The sequence below is a fragment of the Marinobacter qingdaonensis genome (assembly GCF_034555935.1).
GTDB lineage: Bacteria > Pseudomonadota > Gammaproteobacteria > Pseudomonadales > Oleiphilaceae > Marinobacter > Marinobacter qingdaonensis.
This window is the reverse complement of sequence record NZ_JAYDCJ010000003.1, coordinates 1,056,908-1,070,764: the sequence shown is the minus strand read 5'-3', so window position 1 is coordinate 1,070,764 and position 13,857 is coordinate 1,056,908. Positions and strand designations below refer to the sequence as shown.

Annotated in this window: 13 protein-coding genes; 7 read left to right on the top strand and 6 right to left on the bottom strand. The window is 66.2% G+C overall.

The genetic code is table 11. The annotated features are described in order from the left end of the window. Positions 1-17 precede the first annotated feature (17 nt). The 5 genes from U5822_RS08045 to U5822_RS08025 are packed head-to-tail and all read right to left on the bottom strand — an operon-like array spanning position 18 to position 6,354. Positions 18-818 (bottom strand): symmetrical bis(5'-nucleosyl)-tetraphosphatase, encoded by an 801-nt coding sequence (locus U5822_RS08045; RefSeq protein ID WP_322855110.1) that lies wholly within the window; start codon positions 816-818, stop codon positions 18-20. Further along, positions 811-1,632 (bottom strand): 16S rRNA (adenine(1518)-N(6)/adenine(1519)-N(6))-dimethyltransferase RsmA, encoded by an 822-nt coding sequence (rsmA, locus tag U5822_RS08040; RefSeq protein ID WP_322855109.1) that lies wholly within the window; start codon positions 1,630-1,632, stop codon positions 811-813. Before rsmA ends, U5822_RS08045 begins: the two co-directional genes overlap by 8 nt. Then, entirely contained in the window at positions 1,629-2,639 is a 1,011-nt protein-coding gene (gene pdxA / locus U5822_RS08035; RefSeq protein WP_322855108.1) for a 4-hydroxythreonine-4-phosphate dehydrogenase PdxA, read from the bottom strand. Before pdxA ends, rsmA begins: the two co-directional genes overlap by 4 nt. Beyond that, entirely contained in the window at positions 2,636-3,979 is a 1,344-nt protein-coding gene (locus U5822_RS08030; protein WP_322855107.1) for a peptidylprolyl isomerase, read from the bottom strand. Before U5822_RS08030 ends, pdxA begins: the two co-directional genes overlap by 4 nt. Before the next feature lie 56 nt (positions 3,980-4,035). Next, positions 4,036-6,354 carry an LPS-assembly protein LptD gene (locus U5822_RS08025; RefSeq protein ID WP_322856898.1) on the bottom strand — a complete coding sequence of 773 codons (2,319 nt, stop codon included), beginning with the start codon at positions 6,352-6,354 and terminating at the stop codon, positions 4,036-4,038. A gap of 238 nt (positions 6,355-6,592) precedes the next feature. Between U5822_RS08025 and U5822_RS08020 the strand changes: the two genes are divergently transcribed. From U5822_RS08020 to U5822_RS08010, 3 genes are read left to right on the top strand one after another with little or no spacing between them, the layout of a single operon-like run. Beyond that, on the top strand, positions 6,593-7,639 hold the full coding sequence (locus tag U5822_RS08020) for an aminoglycoside phosphotransferase family protein (protein ID WP_322855106.1): 1,047 nt from the start codon (positions 6,593-6,595) through the stop codon (positions 7,637-7,639). Then, positions 7,636-8,313, top strand: coding sequence for an N-acetylmuramate alpha-1-phosphate uridylyltransferase MurU (murU, locus tag U5822_RS08015; RefSeq protein ID WP_322855105.1), 678 nt, complete (start codon positions 7,636-7,638; stop codon positions 8,311-8,313). Before U5822_RS08020 ends, murU begins: the two co-directional genes overlap by 4 nt. Positions 8,314-8,319: 6 nt before the next feature. Then, positions 8,320-9,081, top strand: a complete 762-nt coding sequence (locus U5822_RS08010; RefSeq protein ID WP_322855104.1) for a molecular chaperone DjlA — start codon at positions 8,320-8,322, stop codon at positions 9,079-9,081. 6 nt (positions 9,082-9,087) lie between these two features. Here U5822_RS08010 and U5822_RS08005 read toward each other — a convergent pair whose 3' ends face one another. Further along, complete coding sequence (locus U5822_RS08005; RefSeq protein WP_322855103.1) at positions 9,088-9,993, bottom strand: DUF3530 family protein; 906 nt, start codon at positions 9,991-9,993, stop codon at positions 9,088-9,090. A gap of 143 nt (positions 9,994-10,136) precedes the next feature. Between U5822_RS08005 and rpe the strand changes: the two genes are divergently transcribed. The 4 genes from rpe (at position 10,137) to U5822_RS07985 (ending at position 13,827) form a co-directional block, all read left to right on the top strand. After that, positions 10,137-10,823, top strand: a complete 687-nt coding sequence (rpe, locus tag U5822_RS08000) for a ribulose-phosphate 3-epimerase (RefSeq protein WP_322855102.1) — start codon at positions 10,137-10,139, stop codon at positions 10,821-10,823. Then, positions 10,820-11,509, top strand: coding sequence for a phosphoglycolate phosphatase (locus U5822_RS07995; RefSeq protein ID WP_322855101.1), 690 nt, complete (start codon positions 10,820-10,822; stop codon positions 11,507-11,509). Before rpe ends, U5822_RS07995 begins: the two co-directional genes overlap by 4 nt. 235 nt (positions 11,510-11,744) lie before the next feature. Continuing rightward, on the top strand, positions 11,745-13,232 hold the full coding sequence (gene trpE / locus U5822_RS07990; RefSeq protein WP_322855100.1) for an anthranilate synthase component I: 1,488 nt from the start codon (positions 11,745-11,747) through the stop codon (positions 13,230-13,232). A gap of 16 nt (positions 13,233-13,248) precedes the next feature. Beyond that, on the top strand, positions 13,249-13,827 hold the full coding sequence (locus U5822_RS07985) for an aminodeoxychorismate/anthranilate synthase component II (protein WP_322855099.1): 579 nt from the start codon (positions 13,249-13,251) through the stop codon (positions 13,825-13,827). Positions 13,828-13,857 lie beyond the last annotated feature (30 nt).

Sequence of the window (13,857 nt, the reverse complement as noted above, 5' to 3'; positions counted from 1 at the left end):
TGTTTGCTTGTACGGGCTCAGCAGTCACAGTGGATCTTTTCTCCGGAGTCCAGGTTCATCATGGTCAGCACGCCGCCCCAGACACAGCCGGTGTCCAGCCCGATAAACCGGTCGCTGCCGGTTTGGCCTTCCAGCGCCGCCCAGTGCCCGAACACCACCCGGACATCATCGCTCCGGGCATAGTCGAACCAGGGTGCGTAACCGTCCGGCGCATGGTCGGCGGACTCCTTGGCGGTCAGCTCCAGGGTGCCGTCGGCGGCGATAAACCGCATCCGGGTAAAGTAATTGGTGATCGCGCGCCAACGGTCCAGGCCGGCCAGGTCGTCCTGCCAGCGCGCCGGCTCGTTGCCATACATGTGGGTGAAATAGGCCTCGGCCTGGGGCCCGCGAATCACCGCCTCGACTTCCCGCGCGTAGGCCACCGCCTGGTCGACGCCCCAGATGTGCGGCAGGCCGGCGTGCACCATGACCAGGTTGCGGGCGCTGTCGCGCACGCACAGCTGCTGCTGGCGCAGCCAGTCGACCAGGTGGTCATGATCAGGCGCGTCCAGGATGTCGGCCAGGGTGTCTTTACGGCGCGGCGGGTGACCACCCAGGGCCACCGCCAGCAGGTGCAGGTCGTGGTTGCCGAGCACCACCACCGCCGAGCTGCCCAGACTCTCGATGTAGCGCAGGGTGGCCAGGGACGACGGACCGCGGTTGATCAGGTCGCCAGCGACCCAGAGCCGGTCCCGGGACGGCGAGAAATCCACCTTGGTCAGGACATCCTGCAGCCGGTCGTAACAGCCCTGGATGTCACCGATGGCGTAATCAGTCATCTGTCCCCTCCCCGGCGCCCTTGGCCTCGACCACCAGATCGGCGATGCGGACGTAATCGGCCAGGCTGAGATTCTCCGGACGCAAGCCATCGTTGATGCCCAGGGTCTGCAACTGGTCGACCGAAATCACTCCGGCCAGGGCCTTGCGCAGGGTCTTGCGGCGGGCATTGAAGGCGGTGCGGACCACCGACTGCAGGGTGCCCAGATCCCGGGCCGGGTGCGGCAGGGTGTCGTGGGGTACCAGCCGGACAATGGCCGAATCCACTTTCGGGGCCGGTCGAAACGCCCCGGGACCGACGTCGAACAGCGGCTGCACCTTGCAGAAGTACTGGGCCATGATGCCGAGCCGGCCATAGTTGTTGTCGCCCGGCACGGCCGCCAGCCGCTGCACCACTTCCTTCTGCAGCATGAAGTGCATGTCCTGGACCACACCGGCCTGGGCCAGCAGGTGAAAGATCAGCGGTGTGGAGATGTTGTACGGCAGGTTGCCGACGATGCGCAAGCGCTGGCCCGGCTCGACCAGCTGACTGAAGTCGAAGCTCAGGGCGTCGGCCTCATGGATGCGAAAATCCGGGTAGTTAAAGAATTTGGTGCGCAGCACCGGGATCAGGTCCCGGTCCAGTTCGACCACCTGCAGCCGCGGGTTCAGCGCCAGGATTTCCTCGGTGATGGCGCCCAGCCCCGGGCCGATTTCCACCAGGGCATCCTCGGGCTTCGGGTTGATCGAGCGGACGATGCGCTCGATCACGCCGGGATCGTGCAGGAAGTTCTGGCCGAATCGTTTACGGGCCTGATGGCCGACTTTGTTGCTCACGGGTGTGTCCCCTGGTTGGCGGCGTTACGACAGCGGGCCATGCGGGCGCCGACCCGCAGGGCGGTGTTCAGGCTACCGGCATCGGCCCGCCCGGTCCCGGCGAGATCCAGGGCGGTGCCGTGGTCGACCGAGGTGCGGACAATGGGTAGACCCAGGGTGATGTTCACGGCCCGACCGAACCCCTGGAATTTCAGCACCGGCAGGCCCTGATCGTGGTACATGGCCAGCACGGCGTCGGCCTGGTCGAGCCAGTGCGGGGTAAAAAGCGTATCCGCCGGCAGCGGGCCGGTCAGCGTCAGGCCCTGCTGGCGCAACTGCGCCAGGGTCGGCTCGATGGTGTCTATCTCCTCGCGCCCCAGATGGCCGCCTTCACCGGCGTGGGGGTTCAGCCCGGCCACCAGAATGCGGGGCTGGGCAATGCCGAAGAAGGTCTTCAGATCGGCGTCCAGTATCCGCGCCACCTGGGTCAGACGCGCCGGCGTGATGGCCGCGGCCACGTCCTTCAGGGGTAAGTGGGTGGTTACCAGCGCGACCCGGAGATCGTCGGTGGCCAGCATCATCACCACCCGCTCCACGCCGCACTGTTCCTGCAGGAATTCGGTATGACCACTGAACGGAATGCCCGCTTCGTTGATCACGCCCTTGTGCACCGGGGCGGTGACCATGCCGTCGAAGGTGCCGTCCAGGCAACCCTGGGTCGCCAGCCGGAGCGTGTCCAGCACGTAGGCACTGTTGGCGCGATCCAGGACCCCGGGCTGGGTGCCAACGCAGCCATCCACCGACCACACCGACAGCTCCCCGGCGGCCCGGGTCGCCGGCTGGCCCGGCTGCCAGTCCCGCAAGGCCACCGACAGCCCCAACTGCTGCGCCCGCTCGGCCAGCAGGGTCTTGCTGGCAACCAGCACAATGCCCTCAACCCGGGCTTCGGCCGCCAACTGCAGGCACAGTTCCGGTCCGATTCCAGCCGGTTCACCGGCGGTCAGAGCGAGAGTCACCGGTTCGGTCATGACGGGCTGTCGGCCTCCTGGGTCTCGGTGTCGCGGGCGTACTCGCCCTTGAACTCGACAAACGCCTCGTCGCGGATTTCCCGCAACCAGTTCTGCAACTCGGTTTCGGACTTGCGACGGTAGATGGCCTGGCGCGCCTCGGCCCGTTTGACGTCACCGCTGATGTCTTTCTGCCGGCGTTCCTGAACCTGCAGGATGTGCCAGCCAAACTGGGACCGGAACGGGCCGCGCAGCTCGTTCAGGTCGGCCTCGAGCATGGCCTGCTCAAACGCCGGCACCATCTGGCCCCGGCTGACCCAGCCCAGGTTGCCGCCATCGGAGCCGGACACCGGGTCGTCGGAATGCTTCCGGGCCAGCTCGGCGAAGTCGGCGCCGTCGGTCAGCTGCTGGTAGATGTCGCGAATCTTGGCCTCGGCGTCGACGTCCGGCACGGCTTCGGACGGGCGAATGAGAATGTGCCGGACCCGGTGCTGCTGGATCACCTGCTTCTCGCCACCGCCACGCTTGTCCATGACCATCACCAGGTGGAAACCGCTGTTGTTTTCCAGCACCTGGGACGGCTCCCCCACCGGCAGCTCCGGCACCACCGGCGCCACCAGGGAGGGCAGCTGGCTCTCGGTGCGCCAGCCCATGTCGCCGCCTTCCAGGGCGTTACTGGCGTCGGATTCGGCCACCGCCACCTCGCGGAAATCGCGACCCTCGACGATCTGCTGGCGCAGGCGGGCGGCCTGTGCGCGCGCGGCGTCCACGGAGGCTTCGCTGTCGGCATCGTCCACTTCGATGAAGATGTAGGCGAGCCGGTATTCGGCGTTGTTGCCGCCGCGGGCCTCAATCGCCTGCAGGTAATTGTCCACTTCCCGATCGGTGACCCGAACCCGGTTACCGACCTGGCGCTGCTGGACCCGGCTGGTCAGCATCTCATTGCGGATCTGCTCCCGGGCTTGGCGGAAACTGACGCCCTCGGTCGCCAGTTGCTGCTCGAACTCGGCCATGGTCATGCCGTTGCGCTCGACGATGTTGTCCATGGTCTCGTTCAGCTCGTTATCGCTGATGCGCATGCCCATCCGATCCGCCATCTGCAGCTGGATCGATTCGGTGATCAGCTGTTCCAGGACCCGATCCTCGAGTACGTCCCGGGGCGGCAACCCGGTCCCCTGGGCCTGAAGCCGGGTGGTGATGGTGTTGATCCGGGCCTCCAGCTCGGTCTGCAGGATCACATCATCGTCAACAATCGCCACCACCTGGTCGAGCAACTTGCGCTCCGCCTGCACCGACAGGGTCAGGGTCGCGGCCACAACCAGCAATAGCGTTTTTACAGCGTGGCGAAGAGTCGCCTTCATAGTCACCTCATGATTGTCAGAAGTCGGCGGTTTCCGCGTCCGGGCGTCAGGCCCGGTCAGGGCGTGCCGTAACGGCGGCGTTCCCGCTCCTCAAAGCCGTAGATGGCCTCGGCAATGCGGGTGGACGAGCCATCGCTGCCACCCAGGCCTTTCAGTTGCACCTGGAACAGCAGCCGGGTTTCCAGCTCGGTGTCGTCGGTCAGGTAGTTCTGGTGCACGACCTGAACACTCCAGCAGCAGTTGTTGTACTCGATGCCCGCCAGCGACCCGACCGTACGATCGAGCTGGGAATCGTAGACCCAGCGCCCGATCAGGCTAACACGATCACTGACCGGCACGACCCCGGCAATGTCCGTCTGCTCGAGCTCGTCCTTGCTGTAGGTGTGCCCCAGGCTGGCCAGGTAGCGGTAATCTTCGGTGTGGAACACCAGCTGGCTGCGGCCTTCCTCGGTCTCTCCGGTCTCCGGGTCCCACAGCCCGGACGACCGGATCTCCAGGGTATCCAGGGGCGACAGCACCATTTCCCCGGCCAGTGGCGACCGGCTGCGGGTACTGGCACCTTCCCCGAACAGGGTGACCTCGCGGTCCTGAAAGTAGTTCACCTGCCCGATGCTGAAGCGTGCGCGCTCGGCCCCGGTCATCAGGTCATTAAAACGACTGGTCAGCGCCACGGTCAACTGGTTGGCGTCACCGACCCGGTCACCACCGGTGAAGCGGTCGGGCTGGAACAGACGGTCGAAGCGGAACTCCTGCAGGTCGGTGTCGAAATCAGGGATGTCGTTCTGGTCGGCGTCGGCGTCGGCCCAGGCGTAGTAGAGCCGGGGTTCGAGGGTCTGGTTGTAGGGCACGTCAAACAGGCTGGACTGACGGTCGAAATACAGGCCGTTGTCCCATTCCGCCACCGGCACGGTGCGGTCAAAGCCGCCGTCGCCGGCGCTGTAGTCCTCGAGCTCGTAGCGGGTGTAGTCGACACTGACCGAGGGCCGGCTGAAGCCCCAGATGGTCCGCATCGGCACCGCCAGCTCCGGCACCGCCCGGAACCGATGGCCGTTGGCCCGATCCAGGCCGGTGAGGTTCTCGTTGTCCCGATAGAACAGGGTGTACTGGCTCTCCAGCCCGGTCTCCAGCCAGCCCAGTTCGCGGGTGGTGCCGTAGAGCACCTCCGGCAGCTGGGCGTAGGGCTTGTTCACATCGGCGATGGTCTCGCTGATGGTCTGGTAATCGTTCAGATAGGTTTCGAAATACTGGTTGCGATCGCGGTACCGCACGCCACCCCGGCGCTGCAGGTGGGTGGCCTGGTTGATCGCCAGGGTCCGGTTCAGGTCGGTCAGGTAATCTTCATCGCTGACCACCGAGTAGTCGCCATAACCGGTCCAGCCGCCGTCGAACCGGGCGATGGTGGAGGCATCCAGGGCCCAGCGTTCGCCGCTCTCGCCCGGGTTCTCATCGGCAAACGCCGAGTCGTTGCCAATGTATCCCAGCTGCAGGATCGACTGGCCATAGGGGCTCAGATAGCGACCCTCGGCCTCATTGAACAGGCCGCGGCCATGGATGTACTGGGGCGTGAGGGTGGCATCGTAATGGGGCGCCAGGTTCAGGTAATAGGGAAGCGCGAGGAAGCCACCACTGCCGGCACTGGAGGAGCCGAACTCCGGATAAAGGAAGCCGGTCTTGCGTCGGTCGTCGATCGGGAAGCTGGCCCAGGGCCAGTAGAACACCGGCACACCCAGCACCTCGAGGCGAACGTGTCGGGCGGTGCCGAAGCCCTCGGCCTGGTTCAGGTTGATCTCGGACGCCACCACCGCCCAGTCGTTCCGCTGCGGGCCACAGGTGGTCAACATGCCGTCCTCGATCATCACTTCACTGGCTGACAGCCGGGTCAGGCTGCCGGCGGTGCCGCGCATTTCGGCGGCATGAATGAGGAAGGTGGCGGTATTGATGTCGAACCGACCGGAATCGACCTGATACTCGGCGCTGTCGCCGGTCATCAGAAAGCCCTGACCGCGACTGACCAGGGGGCCGTCCACCGACACCCGCCCATCCTGCTGGCTGTATCGGGCCTGACGGCCGCGCACTTCGAACGCCCCCTGACGGACCTGGACGTCGCCCTCCAGGTACAGGGTCCGGTCGATCTCGTACCGGGCATTGAGGCCACTGGCCTGGACCGGGGCCGGCTCGCCCTCGGCACCACCAAAGACCCCGGAAACCCCGGATCCGGCGCCAGACGGCAGGTAGCCGCCCGCGCAAAACACCGGCAGACGCTCACGCACCGACGCCGGCAATTCGGCCCTGGGGCGCCAGTCAATCTCCGCCGCCGTGGGGGCCGAGTCGGCACCCGCCGGCACCGCCCACCAGCTCAAGGTCGTGGCCACCATCAACCCGCCCAACCGGAACGCAGGCCTGTGCGGATGGCTATCGGAAATTGGCACGGTGACGGGTTCCTGTCGCTGGTGGATGGGTGGCCGGGCAAGACATTCAGGCGCCTAGTTTACACGTGGCCCCTGGGGTTGTTAACGGAAACTCCGCTGCAAAACCGATTTACCGTCTTTATACTCCTCTGCTAACTTTCGCTGACAGTGACCACCTATTTTTCGCAGGACAGCTAGCCCTACCATGGATCCTCGACAGCAGTTGCTGACCGACTGGGTCAGACAGTTTTCCGGCCTGGAGCAGGCCGTGGCCGAGCCGGTTTCCGGCGACGCCAGTTTTCGCCGTTATTTCCGGGTCTGGCGCGCAGCCGGCGAGGGTCAACCGACGCCTCTGATCGTCATGGATGCCCCGCCCGCCCACGAGGACTGCAAACCCTTTGTCGCCATTGCCCGGCACTGGCACCGGCAGGGCGTGATGGTGCCCGAGATCCTGCAGGCGGACCTGGACCAGGGCTTCCTGCTGCTGCAGGATTTTGGCGACAGCCTGATGCTGGACCAGCTGACCGAGGCCAGCGCCGACCAACTCTACCGCGGCGCCCTGACCGAACTGGTGCACATCCAGCAGCTGAGCGCCCCTGACCAGTACCCGCTGCCGCCGTACGATGCCGCGCTGCTGGATCGGGAGATGGCGCTGTTTCCGGACTGGCTGCTGGAACAGTACCTGGGGCTGGAACTTGGCAACTGCGAACGGGCGCTGCTGGATACCGCCTTCGCCTTCCTCCGGGAGAGCGCACTGGCGCAGCCGGAAGTCACCGTGCACCGGGACTACCACTCCCGGAACCTGCTGGTACAGCCGGGCACCAACCGGCCCGGGGTCATCGATTTCCAGGATGCCGTCACCGGCCCGGTGACCTACGACGCCGTGTCCCTGCTCAAGGACTGCTACATCCGCTGGCCGGAACAGACCCTGTGTGACTGGCTCGAGTTTTTCCGGGTCCAGAGCGCCGAGGCCGGCCTGCACCGGGCCGACCCGGACACCTTCCGGCAGTGGTTTGAATTGATGGGCATGCAGCGCCACCTGAAGGCGGCCGGTATCTTTGCCCGCCTGTGCCTGCGCGACGGCAAGCAGGGTTACCTGGCCGACATACCACGCACGGTTGGCTACCTGGTCACCGCCAGCCGGCGCCAGCCGGCGCTGCGCCACTTCCACGAGTGGCTGGTCGGGGTGGTGATGCCGGCCATCGAGCAGCGCATCGGTCCGGCACCCTTCGCCGAGCAGGCCCCCGAGTGAAAGCGATGATTCTGGCCGCGGGCAAGGGGGAGCGCATGCGCCCGCTGACCCTGACCACCCCGAAACCCTTACTGAAGGCCGGCGGCAAGGCGCTGATTGAGCACCACCTGGAGCACCTGCAACGCGCCGGGTTCCGGGACGTGGTGATCAACCACGCCTGGCTCGGCGACCAGATCGAGGCGGCCCTGGGCTCGGGCGCGCGCTTCGGCCTGCGCCTGGACTATTCCCGCGAGGGCGAGCCGCTGGAAACCGCCGGCGGAATCGTCCGCGCCCTGCCCAAGCTGATCGATGCCGGGTCGGACTGGTTCCTGGTAGTCAACGGCGACATCTGGACCGACTTCGATGTGTCCGGGCTGCAGCCACCGGCCGACGCCGATGCCCTGCTGGTGCTGACCGGCAATCCGGCGCATCACCCGGACGGTGATTTTCACCTGGCAGCCGATGGCCGAGTGACCGAGGACGGCCCTGACCAGCTGACATTCACCGGCATCAGCCTGCTGCACCGACGGTTGTTTGCCGGCCTGGACGACCAGGCCGGCAAACTCGGACCGGTGCTGCGCCAGGCCATGGCCCAGGGCCGGGTGCGCGGTCTGGCGCACCACGGACGCTGGGTCGATGTCGGCACCCCGGAGCGGCTGGACGCCCTGGACCAGCACCTGCGACGCGGAGGCTGACGGATCATGGCAGAGGGCGCAGGACAGCCGGCACTGCCGGGACGGATCGAAGCCGAGTTCAGTACCCTGCTACAGGAGCTGGCTGCCTGCGGCCACCAAACATCAACCCTGCTGGAGCGGGCCAGATTGCCACTCTGGTGCCGCGCGCCCCTGTTCTTTTTCCTGGGCTACATCGCCAAAGCCGAGGGTCGGGTCAGCGAGGCCGACATCGGCTACGCCGAGGGCCTGATCAAGGCCCTGCGCCTGTCCCAGCGCCAGCGCCGCCGCGCCATCAACTGGTTCCAACAGGGCAAGACGGCGCAACAGCTGCCCGGTCGCCGGGGCCTGCTGCTGCGTCTGACCAACCGGCTGGTGCCAGCGCCGGCCCTGACCATCGCCATCTGCCTGTGCCACGCCTCCCAACTCAAAGGCCGGCCGACCAAGGCCCGGCGCTATCGGTGCGAGGACGCCATCGACCAGATCGGCCTGCCGGTCAGCATCAGCGACGACATCTTCGAAAGTTACGCGGCCAAAGTCTGGATTCGCCACACCGCCAACCTGGCGAAACCCACCAGTTACGAACAGGCCTGCGAGTTGCTGGGGGTGACCCGGCGCGACCCCATCGAGGTGATCAAGCGGGCCTACCGCAAGAAGGTGTCCGACTGCCATCCGGACAAACTGGCCCAGCGCCGGGTCAGCATCGAGGAATCGGCCCTGGCCAAGGAGCGGCTGTTGCGCTACCAGCAGGCCTGGGAGCTGGTCAAACGCCGGCATCGACTGCGACCGTAATGCGACTTAGCGATTCTCCAGCCAGGCGGCGATGCGCCCGGCCAGGGCCCCGCTGGCGTGCCCGGACACCGGCCGCTGCAGCGCCACCGGCTGTCGATCGAGTCCCTCGAACCCGGCCCGCAGCGCCTCCGCCCGGCGCTGCCGGCTGTCCGCCGCACCGCCATTACGGGCACTGTACAATTCCAGGATCGCCAGCTCGGACTGGGCCGTGAGCTGGTTCGCCAGCGTCACCGCGTCCTGGGGATAGAATTCCGGCGCCACCCAGATCAGGGCCTGGGCGTCGGGCACCGCCTGGGACGCGGCCACCAGATGATTGCTGGCCCGCCCGATACCAACCAGGGCCGGACGCTGGTAGCCGCGCCCGGACAGCTCCGTGACCGCCAGCTCCAGGGTTTCCAGCACCCGCGCGCGGTAGCGCTGTTCGGGCGACTCCGCCTCGGGCGAGGCCATGACGTCAATCATTACCGAGCTGTCGGCGGTGGCGCCGGCCTCGGCCGCCGGCTCCTTTTCCGCCGGCGCCTCCAGGCTCTGCTGCAGCGCCCGGTCCGGCGCCGGCAACCCCAGCACCAACGACGCCCACCCCCGCTTCGCCAATTGCCGGGCCAGACCATCGGCGGCTTCGGACGCGGCGTTTTCACCGACGTCCGCCAGCACCACCAGGGCGCCCTGGGCCGGCACCTCCTGCTCGGGGTGAAACAGACCCAGCGCCCGCTCGCCGGTGTCCAGCTCCAGCCACAGGGCCGCATCCGGGCGCAGGCGACTGAGCTCGCCGTCGGCCATGCCGGTCATCAGGGCCGGACGGACCTCCTCGGCCACCAACCCCGCGGGCATCGCCAGTGCGACGGCAACCGCCACCGCCAGTGCGGCGGACAGCCATCGGTGACCATGGCCACTTCTCGTTTCTCTAGGCACAGTTCCTGACTCTTTGGCTGCGAAAAAGGTACGTCAAACTGATAGACTAGCACCGGTCGATCCTCGGCGGCAGGGACCGCTGGCCGCATCATTTGTCACGCCATCGCGCGCAAGAGTCATTGAGAGAGCCTGAGAGAGCCATCATGAACCCATACCTGATTGCCCCATCGATCCTGTCTGCCGATTTCGCCCGCCTGGGCGAGGAAGTCGATCACGTACTCGCAGCCGGTGCCGACGTCGTGCACTTCGACGTCATGGACAATCACTACGTCCCCAACCTGACCATCGGCCCCATGGTGTGCGAGGCCCTGCGCAAGCACGGCGTCACTGCGCCCATCGACGTGCACCTGATGGTGTCCCCGGTAGACGACCTGATCCGCATGTTCATTGACGCTGGCGCCAGCTACATCACCTTCCACCCGGAGGCCAGCAACCACATCGACCGCTCGCTGCAACTGATCCGCGACGGCGGCTGCAAGGCCGGCCTGGTGTTCAACCCGGCCACCCCGCTGCACTACATGGACCACGTCATGGACAAGCTCGACATGGTGCTGATGATGTCGGTGAACCCGGGTTTTGGCGGCCAGAAGTTCATCCCGGGCACCCTGGACAAGCTGCGGGAGGCCCGCAAGCGCATCGATGCCAGTAACTACAACATCCGCCTGGAGATCGACGGCGGCGTGAAAACCGAGAACATCCGCGAGATCGCCGAGGCCGGCGCCGACACCTTCGTGGCCGGCTCCGCCATCTTCAACACCGACGACTACAAGACCACCATCGACGCCATGCGCGAGGAACTGGAGCAGGCCCGCAAGGTGATTGGCCAATGAGCCTGTCCGGACTGTTCAGCCCTCGCTGGCCCGGGGTCGCCCTGTTCGACCTGGACGGCACGCTGGTGGACAGCGCCCCTGACCTGGCAGCCGCAGTCGACCAGATGCTCGAACACCTGGGCCGCTCCCCGGCCGGCATCGACCGGGTGCGGGACTGGGTTGGCAATGGCGCCACGATCCTGGTGCGTCGCGCGCTCGCCGGCCAGAGCGACTGGGAGCCGGCCCGTCCCAAGGACGACGCCCTGTTTCCAGACGCCTTGAAGATCTTCTTTCACGCCTACGAACAGATCAACGGCCAGCACTCGGTGGTGTATCCGGGGGTCGAGGACTGCCTGGCCCAGCTCCGGGCCCATGGCTGCAAGCTGGGCGTGGTAACCAACAAGCCGGAACAGTTCGTGGCGCCGCTGCTGGAGCAGATGGGGCTGGACCACTGGTTTGACCTGACCATCGGTGGCGATACCCTGCCGGTGAAGAAACCCGATCCGACGCCGCTGCTGCACACCATGGAGGCCCTGGGAGGTACCCGGGGCACCACGGTGATGGTGGGCGACTCGGCCGCCGATGTGAACGCGGCCCTGGCCGCCGGCCTGCCCTGCGTGGCAGTGCGGTACGGCTACAACTTCGGCCAGCCGGTGGACGCGCTGGGGGCGGACGCGGTTGTTGATTCACTGGCCGAGCTTTTGTAATCTCACAGGGACTTTACGTTGATCAACTCATTTCGGGAGAGTCCTGCCGTGCAGGGACTGAAGCTGACTGCAGCGCGAGGCATCCTTTCTACCCGCGCGACACGATGGTGGCGATGGCGCACCGGCTGAACAGCCGTGCGGCTGGCAGGCACCCCCTGCCCAGCCGACAACCATCTGGCCCGCGCGACGGCGGGCCCGAGCCGCGAATGCAGATCAGACTTCAGGAAACCGACCTATGACACCCGAGCAGTTCCACGAGCTCGCCCACGCCGGCTTTAACCGTATCCCTGTGTACCGTGAGGTCCTGGCGGACCTGGACACCCCCCTCAGCACCTATCTTAAACTGGCCAGTGGCCCCTACTCCTATCTGTTCGAGTCGGTCCAGGGCGGCGAGAAATGGGGGCGCTATTCGATCATCGGCCTGCCCAGCCAGGAGATCCTCAAGGTGTTCGGCAACCGGGTGGAAGTTCGCCGGGGCGATGACCTGATTGAAGAAACCGAGGTCGACGACCCGCTGGACTTCGTGGAGCACTACCAGGCCCGCTTCAAGGCGCCGGACCTGGACCAGCTGCCCCGCTTCAACGGTGGCCTGGTGGGCTACTTTGGCTACGACACCGTGCGCTACATCGAGCCCCGACTGCGCCAGAGCTGCCCGCCGGACAAGATCGGCACCCCGGACATCCTGCTGATGGTGTCCGACGAGGTGGTGGTGTTCGACAACCTGCGCGGCAAGCTGCACCTGATCGTGCACGCCGACCCCGCGGTCGAGGGCGCCTACGACCGGGCCCTGCGTCGCATCGACGAGCTGGAGGGCCGGCTGCACCGGCAAACCGCAGACGCCCCGCGCACCCCACAGCACCTGCGCGGCAAGGCCGTGGACGAGAGCGACTTCGTGTCCGGTTTCAGCCAGGACAAGTTCGAGGCCGCGGTCGGCAAGATCAAGGAATACGTGCTCGACGGCGACGTCATGCAGACGGTGATCTCCCAGCGCATGTCCATCCCGTTCGAGGCACCGCCGCTGAACCTGTACCGCTCGCTGCGGGTACTCAACCCCTCGCCCTACATGTATTTCCTGGACCTGGACGACTTCCACATCGTCGGCTCGTCGCCGGAGATCCTGGCCCGGGTTGAAGACCAGGAAGTCACCGTTCGGCCCATCGCCGGTACCCGCAAACGCGGCGCCACCGATGCCGAAGACAAGGCGCTGGAGTCCGAACTGCTGGCCGATCCGAAAGAGATCGCCGAGCACCTGATGCTGATCGACCTGGGCCGCAACGACGCCGGCCGGGTGTCGGAAACCGGCACCGTCCGGCTGACCGACAAGATGATCGTGGAGCGCTACTCCCACGTCATGCACATCGTCTCCAACGTCACCGGCCGCCTGGACCGCAACACCAGTTGCCTGGATGTCCTGCGCGCAACCCTGCCGGCGGGTACCCTGAGCGGCGCGCCCAAGATCCGGGCCATGGAAATCATCGACGAGCTGGAGCCGGTAAAGCGCGGGGTGTACGGCGGCGCCGTGGGCTACCTGTCGTTCAACGGCAACATGGACACCGCCATCGCCATCCGCACCGCGGTGATCAAGGACAACACCCTGCATATCCAGGCCGGCGCCGGCGTGGTGGCAGACTCAGTGCCCCGTCTCGAGTGGAAGGAAACCATGAACAAGGGCCGCGCCATTTTCCGGGCGGTGGCCATGACCTACAACGATTTCGACCACTGAGGCGGAGGAACGATTTATGTTGCTGATGATCGATAACTACGATTCCTTCACCTACAACGTGGTGCAGTACCTGGCCGAGCTGGGCGCCGACGTTCAGGTCTACCGCAACGACGAGATCACGGTCGAGCAGATCGAGGCCCTGAAGCCGGAACGGCTGGTGGTGTCCCCGGGCCCCTGCACCCCGAACGAAGCCGGCATCTCCATGGACGCCATCCGCCACTTCGCCGGCAAACTGCCGATCCTGGGCATCTGCCTGGGCCACCAGGCCATCGGCCAGGTCTACGGCGGCGACATCGTTCGCGCCGGCCGGGTCATGCACGGCAAGGTGTCCCCGGTGTACCACCAGGACACCGGCGTGTTCCGGGGCCTGAACAACCCGCTCCAGGCCACCCGCTACCACAGCCTGGTGATCGCCCAGGATTCGCTGCCCGAATGCCTGGAGGTTACCGCCTGGACCCGCAACGAGGACGGCTCGGTCGAAGAGATCATGGGCGTCCGCCACAAGACGCTGCCGATCGAAGGCGTGCAGTTCCACCCGGAGTCGATCATGACCGAACAGGGCCACGAACTGCTGCGCAACTTCCTGCGACGCTGAATTGCCAACACAACGGAGAGGCCGCTCACC